Origin of the sequence: Demequina sediminis (assembly GCF_039545075.1) — a bacterium.
GTDB lineage: Bacteria > Actinomycetota > Actinomycetes > Actinomycetales > Demequinaceae > Demequina > Demequina sediminis.
The window spans coordinates 204382-213336 of sequence record NZ_BAABRR010000005.1 but is presented as its reverse complement, the minus strand read 5'-3'; the positions used below and the strand labels follow the sequence as shown (position 1 = coordinate 213336).

Here is an 8955-nt window from a genome sequence, read left to right as displayed (position 1 = left end):
GCCGCCGACGCCACTCCGCACTCGGCTACCAGCGCCCCGACGAGGTCCACTACAGTTACCGACAGCCAGCCCTGGCAGCGTAAGAGAAACCACCAACTCCGCTGTCCGAAATCAGCGAAGCAGCCCACATCGTCCCGGACCAAGGTCCCTGACGCGCACCAGATCCCGGCATTCCGTCGAATGCGGAGGCGTGTCATGGATGCCATCAGGATCCTCGAACCGTCCGGCCTCGACGCACTCATCGTCGAGCTGCAGAACCGCGGCTACCGCCTGGTCGGGCCGACCGTCCGCGGCGATGCGATCGTCACGGCGGACATTGCCGCGGCCGCGGACCTGCCGCGGGGTGTCGGCGACGAACAGGAGCCCGGCCGCTATCGGCTGCGACAGCGGGACGACGGCGCGTACTTCGGCTTCGCTGACCCTGCGCAGTCCACCAAGCCCGTGTTTTTCCCGGCGGAGGAGGTGATCTGGCGGGGACGGCGTGACGCCGCAGACGGCGGCCACTTCACAGTCGAGCGCGACGCCCCGGATCAGCAACCCGTCGCACTCCTCGGCGTGCGCAGTTGCGACCTGCGCGCCGTTGAGGTCCATGATCGCGTCCTGGCCAACCGCCGGTTCACCGATGCGCACTATGTCTCGCGTCGCGAAGGCACCTTCACGGTCGCGGTCGCGTGCGGCGAGCCGGCCGCGACATGCTTCTGCGCCTCGATGGGCACCGGCCCCCGCCCGGCCGCGACAACCAACGAAACCGGCGAGGCCGCATACGACCTCCTCCTCACCGAGGTCGATCCGGGCATGCCGGAGCGGCACCGGTTCATCGTGGAGATCGGTACGGAGCGGGGTCGCGAGGTGGCGGACGCGATCGCCGCGCGCGAGGGCACGGAACCGGACAGGGCGGACGCGATCGCCGTCACGGACGCCGCGGCCGCCCGCCAGAGCCGCGCCATCGACACCGCGACCATCCACGACGTCCTGATCGCCTCAGCCGAGAGCCCGCGCTGGGAGGACGTCGCGAGCCGTTGCCTGGCGTGCACCAACTGCACCCTCGTGTGTCCCACGTGCTTCTGCACCACGGTTGAGGACACGAGCGACCTCGCCGGCACCTCGGGTGAGCGGCACCGCGTGTGGGACTCGTGCTTCTCGGAGAACTTCAGCTACATCCACGGCGGCCCCCTCCGTGCGGACGTGAAGGCGCGCTACCGGCAGTGGATCACGCACAAACTCGCGACGTGGGAGGACCAGTTCGGAATGCTCGGCTGCGTGGGCTGCGGCCGATGCATCGCGTGGTGTCCCGTGGGAATCGACATCACCGAGGAGGCCGCGGCGCTGGGGAGGATGAAGACGGCGGCCGGGTGAGCGGCCCCGCGCCGGTGGCCGCGACCGCGACGGTGACCGCGACCGGCCACCCGCCAGCGCCTACTCGCCACCCACCGCAGCCGCGGGCACCGCGACGCGCTCGGTCGACTCCTCGTCTTGCGCGACGATCGTCAGGAGGTCGTCGCGTCCCACCGGCAGCAGCCGCACCGTCACCGTGCCGCCCCGCGCAGCGTCGAGCGCGCGCTGCGTGGCGCCCATGATCGTGAGCATCTGTGCCCCGGACAGCGCCGCGCCGCGGTCGTCGAGCAGCGTGACGTTTACTCCACGTTCGCGCGCCCGCTTCGCCGCCTCGACGATCGGCGGCATGGCCAGCGCGCGCCCCCTCACGGAGTCCCGCAACTGCGCCTCGACGTGCACGATGTCCCGGCGCATCGCCTCCGTCAGCGGCTCGCCCGACGCGATCGCGGTGAGGGCGGGCACGGCGACCTCCGCGAGCTCGTCGGCCCGCTGGTCCTGAATGCGGCGTGCCGCCTCCACCGCGCCCGCCGCCGCCGCGGCGTCCACCGAGCGCTGTGCGAGCGCGTTGATCCGTGCCGCCGACCTCCTCAGCGCGCTGCCGAACAGCGTCGCGATCGCAAGCAGCAGCACCTGCGGGCTCGCGAGCAGCAGCCCCGCGAGGGCGCCGCGCCCCGCGACCGCCGCCCACACGACCGTCACCGCGAGCATCCCGATCCCACCGCACCACGCCAGGAGAATCCGCCGCCGCAGGATGAGGAACCACAGCAACCAGGTGTTCGCCCCCAGGTGCCACGTCGCGCGGCCCAGCGTGCCCTCGTCGGGCAGCGCGTACGAGACCAGCAGGGAGGACACGACCACGATCGCGAGCACCACGAGCGTGAGCCGGAGCGCGAACGGGTCCGGCTGTGGCCGCGTCACCACGATGCCGCCCACGGTGACCAGCCCCACCGCCAGGAACGATGCCCACGGATGGTCGAGCACGTACGCGGTGCTGGCGGCGAACGCGAGATTCGACGCGACGTACACGGCGAGGATCAGCCGAGCGCCGCGCGTGTGCAGGCCCAGCAGTTCGCTGATGTCCGCGCCGGTCGCGCGCTCGGCGGTGCCGCGAACCCCGGCGCCGCGCACCCCGGCCCCCCGAGCATCGGCCGCTCCCGACCCGCTCAGACTCATCGCCCGTCCTCCGCACGCCACCACAACTCAACGGTGGTGCCCGCCCCCGGAGCCGAGGTCACCCGCGCGCCGCCACCCGGCAGCGCGTTCATCCGACCGTGAATGCTCACCGCGAGCCCGAGCCTGCGCGCGGGCACCGTCTTGGGCGTGAAGCCGCGGCCGTCATCGCTCACGCTCACCCACACCTCGCCGTCGCGGATCGCGACATCCAAAGACCGCACCACGGCGTCATCTGGCCCACCCGCATGAATCACACTGTTGCGCAGCGCCTCACCCGTCGCCTCCGCGAGGGCGGCCACCACGGCGGCCGGAACCGGGGCATCGGTGGAGACGCGGGAGCTCATCACGATGTCCTCGGACACCTCGTTGGCCGTGACGCGCAGCACCGCCTCGAGCTCGTGCGGGGGATAGGGCGCCTCGCGCGAGCGCGAGCCGCGGATCGCGGCCACCGCCGAGAGCGCCTTACGTGCCTGCTCCGACACCGCGGGCGAGGGAGCCAGCGACCCGGCAGCCGCACCGGCCGACACCGGCGTGCGCACCGCCGCGAGCAGCACCGACATGATGTCGTCGTGCACCAGCGCGTTGATGCGCGCCTGCTCGCGCTCGCCGGTGCGCAGCGAGGCCTCGTGCGCCGCCTGCGCGCGCGCCCGCTCGGCCTCCAGGTCCTGGCGCGCCGCCGCCGTCACGACCCCGGCGCCCGCGCCGGCAAGCACCAGGGACGTCACCATCGCGCCCATCCCGTCAAGCACCGACTGCTCGAGGTTGCCCCCGCTCGCGAGGTACTCGACCGTCGCGACCAGCGGCCACTGCATCACCGGAAAGACCCACACCGCTGGCCGGTTCCACGCGACAGCGAGCATGGTCGCGTGAATCGCGCCGTACCCCTGCAGCCAGGGCGCCGCGCCGTCGGCGAGCACCTCGCCCGTCATCGCCGGAATCCACAGCAGCTGCGCGAGTACGAAGCCGGCGGCGCATGCGGTCACCAGCACGCGCATCGTCCGTATGCTCACCACGAAGGCGAGCACCGCGTAACTCGCCGGAATGGCCGCGCCCACCACGACCGTGTACAGCCCGAACGGAGCCCGGAGCTGGTCCATCTGCGCGAGAGCGCCGTTGGGCCCCGGCGACAACAGCACGGTGAAGAGCGCGGCGGCCAGGCCCGTGGCGAAGTACGTGGTGCGTTGCATGCGCTCCAGCGCGCTGCGCCCGCCGCCCTCGCTCCGACTCATGTGCCGCCTCCGACTACGCCTGGTGCCACCCTAAATCCTCGCGCACCCCACTACCTGGCATCACCCGGACCAAGGTCTCATCCGCGCCCGCAATTGCGGCCTCCGTCGATCGTGGAGGCGTGTCATGGGCGACATGCGCATTCCCGGTCTACCCATCCACGACGGGTCCGTCGCGGCGGGTCGCGGCGGCAGCCACGCTTTCGGTCTCGCGGGCGCGGTCGAGCTCTCGCGCACGCTCGGCACCCTCCCGCGGCACGTCGTGGTGATCGCCGTCGAGGCGGCAACCTTCGCCCCCGGGCCCCCGTCTCCCCAGGTCGAGGCGGCCGTGGACGCCGCGGTGACCGCGGCATCGGCCGAACTCGCGGAACTGGTGCTTCTCGCTCAATCCGCCGAAGGAGAACAGTCATGTGCCTAGGAACCATTGCCAAGGTCATCGAGGTGCACCCCGGCCGGCGCGCCGTGGTCGAAGACCACGGCCAGCGTCAGCTCGTGCTCGAGATGGTGGCAGTGCTCGCGCTCGAGGCGGCGCTCCCGGCTGCGCTCGTGGCCGTCGCAGTCGGGATGGGAGCGGCGGTGGGGCCGGACGGGACGCTCGCCGCGCGCTGCTCTACCCGGCCGCCACCCCTCCCGTGTGCAGCCCGACCTCCTGCAACCCGACCCTGGTGCGCACGCGGCTTGACCCGTCCGCCGCCTTCTCGACCTCGAGGCGTGCGGGGATGGCATCGTGCATCGCCTCGACGTGCGAGATGAGCCCCACCGTGCGGCCCGAGTCGCGCAGGTCCTCGAGCGTGGACATCGCGATCTCGAGGGTGTCGCCGTCCAGTGAGCCGAATCCCTCGTCGATGAACAGCGTCCCCAACTCGATGCCGCCCGCCTCCGCGGTGACGGTCTCGGCAAGGCCGAGCGCGAGGGCGAGCGAGGCGAGGAACGTCTCCCCGCCGCTCAGCGAGCGCGTCGAGCGGGACTGGCCCGTGTGGGAGTCCGCGATGCGCAGGGCGAGGCCCGTCTCCTTGCCGCGATACTGCGCCTGATCGTCGTGCTCGAGGCGGTACTGGCCGCTCGACATGGTCTCGAGGCGCGCGTTCGCCGCCGCGACGATCCTCTCGAGCTTGGACGCGAGTACGAAGCTCTCGAGCCGCAGCCGGCGCTCGTTGGGGGCCTTGCCCTCGAGGGAGTCCGCGAGCACCGCGACCACGTCTCGCTCGGCGCGCGCGGCGGCCGACTCCTCACCGCGGGCCTCGTATTCGGCCCGGAGCTGCTCGAGTGTCGCCAGTCGAGCCGCCGCGCCCGTCGCCGCCTCGATCGCCGCGTCGCGTGATCGGGCGGACTCGGCGGCCGCATGCGACAGCGCATCGAGGTCCGCGGGCTCGTCGGGGAGCTCCCGCTCGGACAGCTCCGCGACCACGGCCTCGGCCTTGGCGCGCGCCTCGCGGTAGTCGTCCACGTCTTGTGCGAGCGTGGCGAGCTCGCGCGGGTCGAGCGCGGCCTCGCGGGCCTCGTTCGCGGTCGCGAATCCCGCGGCGTCGAGGTTCGCGGCGAGCTCTTCTCGCGCGCGGGCGAGGGTCGCAGCGGCGTCCTCGGCGGCCGAGGTTGCGCCGGCCATCGTCTCCACGAGGGACTTGGCGGATCTCAACGCGCTGGCGTAGGCGGTCGCGCTCGCGAAGCCCTCGGGGTGTCGGCTTGCCCGTGTCCGGGCGCCGTCCAGTGCGGTCGCCGTTTCGGTGGCTCGAGCCTGTGCCTTTTCGAGAGCCTCGGCCTGCGTCTCCAGCGCGCGGGTGAGTTCCGTCTTGCGCGCGCCCAGCGCATCGAGCTCCGCGGCCAGCCGGTCTCGCTCGGCCGCGGCCTCCACGGCCGCCGCGTGCGCCGCGCGTGCCTCCACGAGCGCGGCCTCGGCGGCCGCCGCGTCTCCCTCGCCGGCCCGCTCACGCGCGGCCGCGAGCAGGCGGTCGAGTTCGGAGTGGCGTTCCCTCGCCGCCGCGAGTCGCTGCTCGCGCGGCGCGATCTGGGCGAAGGCCGCCTCGACCTGCGCGTCCGTGACGTGGTCGTCGGAGGGCTGGGCGGGGGAGGGGTGGTCGGTGCCTCCGCATACCGGGCACGGCTCGCCGGGCGAGAGATCGGCGGCGAGGTGGGCGGCCTGTGATCGCAGCCTGCCGAGCGCGAGCCGCGCATGCTCCGCGGCCGCCTCCTGGTGCGCGGCCGCCGCGCGGGCGACTTCCTCGGTCGCGGTCGCCAGCGCGGCCGCCACCTCCGCGAGTTCGGCGTGGGCCGCGACCGCCTTCTCGGCGCGCTCCACCGCGTCCTCGAGGTCCTGAACCCGTGCCGCCGCCGCGGAGGCTGCGGTCTTCGCCTCGCCCAGCTCCGCCTCGCGTGCCGGGAGCTCCGCGAGCGCCCTGTGCGTGGCCGCCCGCGCGGACTCGGCCTGCTCCACCGCCTCGAGCGCAGTGGCACGCGCGGTCTCGAGCGCGGGAAGGGACTCCTCGGCCGTCACCGCGGCCGCCATCTCTCCGATCTCCCTCGACAGCTCGCTCGCCCGGTCGCGCAGCGCGTCCTCGCCGGCCTCGACCAGCGTGCCCGCGGCCCCGGCGGTCTCGCTGCCCGCGCCGGCCGCGCTTGCGGTGACGGGCCATGCCAGCCCTGCCGCGGCATCGGCCGCCGCGACCTCGCGCGCCCTCTCGAGCGCGGCGCGGGACTCGGCCTCGGTCGCCTCGGCGCGTGTCACCGCGGCGAGCGGACCCACGACCGGCACGGCACGGCGCGCGAGCGACAGCCGCGCCTCCCGCGCGGCGTGCTCTTGGGCGCGCGAGGCGAGGTCGAGCATCGTCTCCCGCGCCCTCGTCAGGCGCGCCCGCGCCTCCTCGACCGCACGAGCCGCCGACAGCGCGAGCGCCGCCTCCTCCGCCCGTTCGCTCGCCGCCGCCCGCTCGAGCGACGCCTGGGTGGCCGTCGAGGCGGCCGCGGCCAGGGCATCGTCCCAGAACGCGTCCCGTGCGGCCGCGGGCGGGGCGTCCACCCCGGCGACCCCGGCCGCGCGATCGACCAGCGCGCCGAGCTGCGCATCGGCAGCGGTCACGCTCGCCTCCGCCTCCTTGGCCGCCTCGCGGATCGTGAGCTCGAGATCCTCGAAGCGCTGCGTGCCGAACAGCGACCTCAGCACCGCGCGGCGCTCCGAGGTGTCCGCGCGCAGGAACTCGGCGAACCGGCCCTGTGCCAGGAGGATCACCTGCAGGAACTGCGCCGCGGTGAGGGGAACCGTGGTGGCGATGAGCTCGGCAACCTCGACGGGCCGTGCCGCGAGGATCTCCCAGTCGCCGTCGCGCCACGCGTAGAGCTTGGCCTCGGCGGGCTTGACGGTGGTGCCGCTGCCGCGCTTCTTGGCGCGCGCGTACGCGGGCGAGCGCCACACGCGATAGCGGCGCGTCCCGAGCTCGTAGTCGAGCGTGACCTCGGTCGGGTCGTCCTCGCCGCAGAAGTGGCTGCGCAGGACGGGCTCGGCCTTGTCGTAGCGCGGGACGCGGTCGTAGAGCGCGAAGCAGATCGCATCCAGGATGGTCGACTTGCCCGCGCCGGTCTTGCCGGTGATCGCGAACAGGCCGTCGGCGTCGAAGGCCGCGAAGTCGATCTCCTGAGCGCGCAGGTACGGGCCGAACCCCTCGAGCGCGAGCCGCGTGAGCCTCATCGCGCGGACTCCCGCGCCTCGAGTGCCCCCAGCGCGTCGGTGACGAGCGCGCGCTCGGGGGCGCTGAGCGCGGCGCCGTTGCGGACGTAGCCCAAGAACTCGTCGACGATCTCGAGGTCGCTGCGCCCCTCGACGCGCTCCGCGTAGGTGGTGTCGCCGTGGTCGTGGCGCGTGGAGGGACGATGCGTGAGGGTCACCGCGTGCGGGAAGCGGCCCTGGAGGGCGCGCATGGCCTCGCGCGGGAGCTGGTCATCGGTGAGGATCACCTCGACCCACGCGTCCTCCGCATGAGCGTGGGAGGGGTCCGCGAGGAGGTGCTCGAGCGCGCCCGTGAGGCGGACCGCGCGGCGCGGCACCGGGAGGTCGAGCCAGGTGATGTCGGGCGTGGTTTCTGGGGCGCCGCCTGGGGCGCCCCCGGGTGCGCCGATGTCCACGATCCACGCGCCCTTGGCGCCGCTGATCTCGCCGAAGCTGAAGCGCAGCGGCGCGCCGCTGTAGCGGACGGAGGGGGTGAGGGTCGCGCGGGAGTGAATGTGGCCGAGGGCCGTGTAGGTCGCGCCCGCGAAGACGCTCGGCGGCACGATGTTGAGGCCGCCGCGGGAGATGTCGCGCTCCTCGGCGCGGCCCGAGTCCTCGGTGGTGTCGTGCGTGACGGCGCCCTCGCCCGAGCAGAAGCAGTGGGACGCGACCACGTAGCGCGGCGGCTGTGAGCCCGACCTCGCAGCGGCGTCCTCCCTGATGAGGTCCATCGCGAAGGCGAGCGCCTCGGCATGCGTGCCGCCGGTGAAGGCCGGGTACGCGGCGCGCAGGAACTCGGGGTGGACGTACGGGATGCCGTAGATCAAGAGGTCGCCGTGGGTGTCGCTCAGGGTCACGGGCTCCGCGAGGCGGCTCAGCTGCGTGCGGAGGTGCACGCCGCCGTGCGCCGCGAACTCCGCCATGTGGCCGAGCCGGGCCGGACCGTCGTGATTGCCCGAGGTCAGGATGACCGTGGCGCCCGCGTTGCGGATCGCGCCGACCGCCCTGTTAAGCAGGGTGAAGGCGTCCGCCTTAGGGGTCGACGAGTCGAAGATGTCGCCGGCGACGATCACCGCGTCGATCGCGTGCTCCGCCACCGCGCGCGCCAAGGCATCGAGCACCAGGCTCAGGTGCTCGTCCGTCGAGTGCCCGTGGAACGTGCGGCCGATGTGCCAGTCACTCGTGTGGAGAAGGCGCATGTTCGGAGGGTAGCGGGCGGGGGTGACAACGCTTGCGGTGGGGGTGGGGCGTGGTGGGTGGGCGAGCGTGGTGGAGGGCGACCGTGGGGGTGAGACCGCTGCCGCGCGGAGGAGACCGGTGGCCTATGCGCTGTTTCAGGGAACGCTGAAACAGGCGGGAGAGGTGTCCGGATGCTCCGCCAAGCGACCATGGATGTCCCACAGGGCGCAGCGAATCGCGGAAACCGACAATGGGCGTCCCATAGCGCGCGGGTGGGGTGGGGGGCTGGGTGCGGGTGGGGTGGAGGGCTGGGCGCGGGTGGGGTGGAGGGCTGGGTGGGCTCGG

At 73.4% G+C, this 8955-nt stretch carries 6 protein-coding genes; 2 read left to right on the top strand and 4 right to left on the bottom strand.

The annotated features are described in order from the left end of the window. Nucleotides 1-195 precede the first annotated feature (195 nt). Nucleotides 196-1356 (top strand): 4Fe-4S dicluster domain-containing protein, encoded by a 1161-nt coding sequence (locus tag ABEA62_RS06565; protein ID WP_286216501.1) that lies wholly within the window; start codon nt 196-198, stop codon nt 1354-1356. Between the two features lie 60 nt (nt 1357-1416). On the opposite strand, the gene ABEA62_RS06560 is transcribed toward ABEA62_RS06565, so the two are convergent. Together ABEA62_RS06560 and ABEA62_RS06555 are read right to left on the bottom strand one after the other, a co-directional pair. Further along, nucleotides 1417-2508: a hypothetical protein gene (locus ABEA62_RS06560; RefSeq protein ID WP_345379196.1), complete on the bottom strand. Its 1092-nt coding sequence runs from the start codon at nt 2506-2508 to the stop codon at nt 1417-1419. Further along, complete coding sequence (locus ABEA62_RS06555; RefSeq protein ID WP_286216497.1) at nt 2505-3737, bottom strand: ATP-binding protein; 1233 nt, start codon at nt 3735-3737, stop codon at nt 2505-2507. Before ABEA62_RS06555 ends, ABEA62_RS06560 begins: the two co-directional genes overlap by 4 nt. Nucleotides 3738-3861: 124 nt before the next feature. Between ABEA62_RS06555 and ABEA62_RS06550 the strand changes: the two genes are divergently transcribed. Next, nucleotides 3862-4152 (top strand): hypothetical protein, encoded by a 291-nt coding sequence (locus ABEA62_RS06550; RefSeq protein WP_286216496.1) that lies wholly within the window; start codon nt 3862-3864, stop codon nt 4150-4152. Between the two features lie 192 nt (nt 4153-4344). On the opposite strand, the gene ABEA62_RS06545 is transcribed toward ABEA62_RS06550, so the two are convergent. Together ABEA62_RS06545 and ABEA62_RS06540 are read right to left on the bottom strand one after the other, a co-directional pair. Beyond that, complete coding sequence (locus ABEA62_RS06545) at nt 4345-7413, bottom strand: AAA family ATPase (protein ID WP_345379193.1); 3069 nt, start codon at nt 7411-7413, stop codon at nt 4345-4347. Continuing rightward, a complete protein-coding gene (locus ABEA62_RS06540; RefSeq protein WP_286216493.1) occupies nt 7410-8630 on the bottom strand; it encodes an exonuclease SbcCD subunit D in 1221 nt (406 codons plus the stop codon). Before ABEA62_RS06540 ends, ABEA62_RS06545 begins: the two co-directional genes overlap by 4 nt. Nucleotides 8631-8955 lie beyond the last annotated feature (325 nt).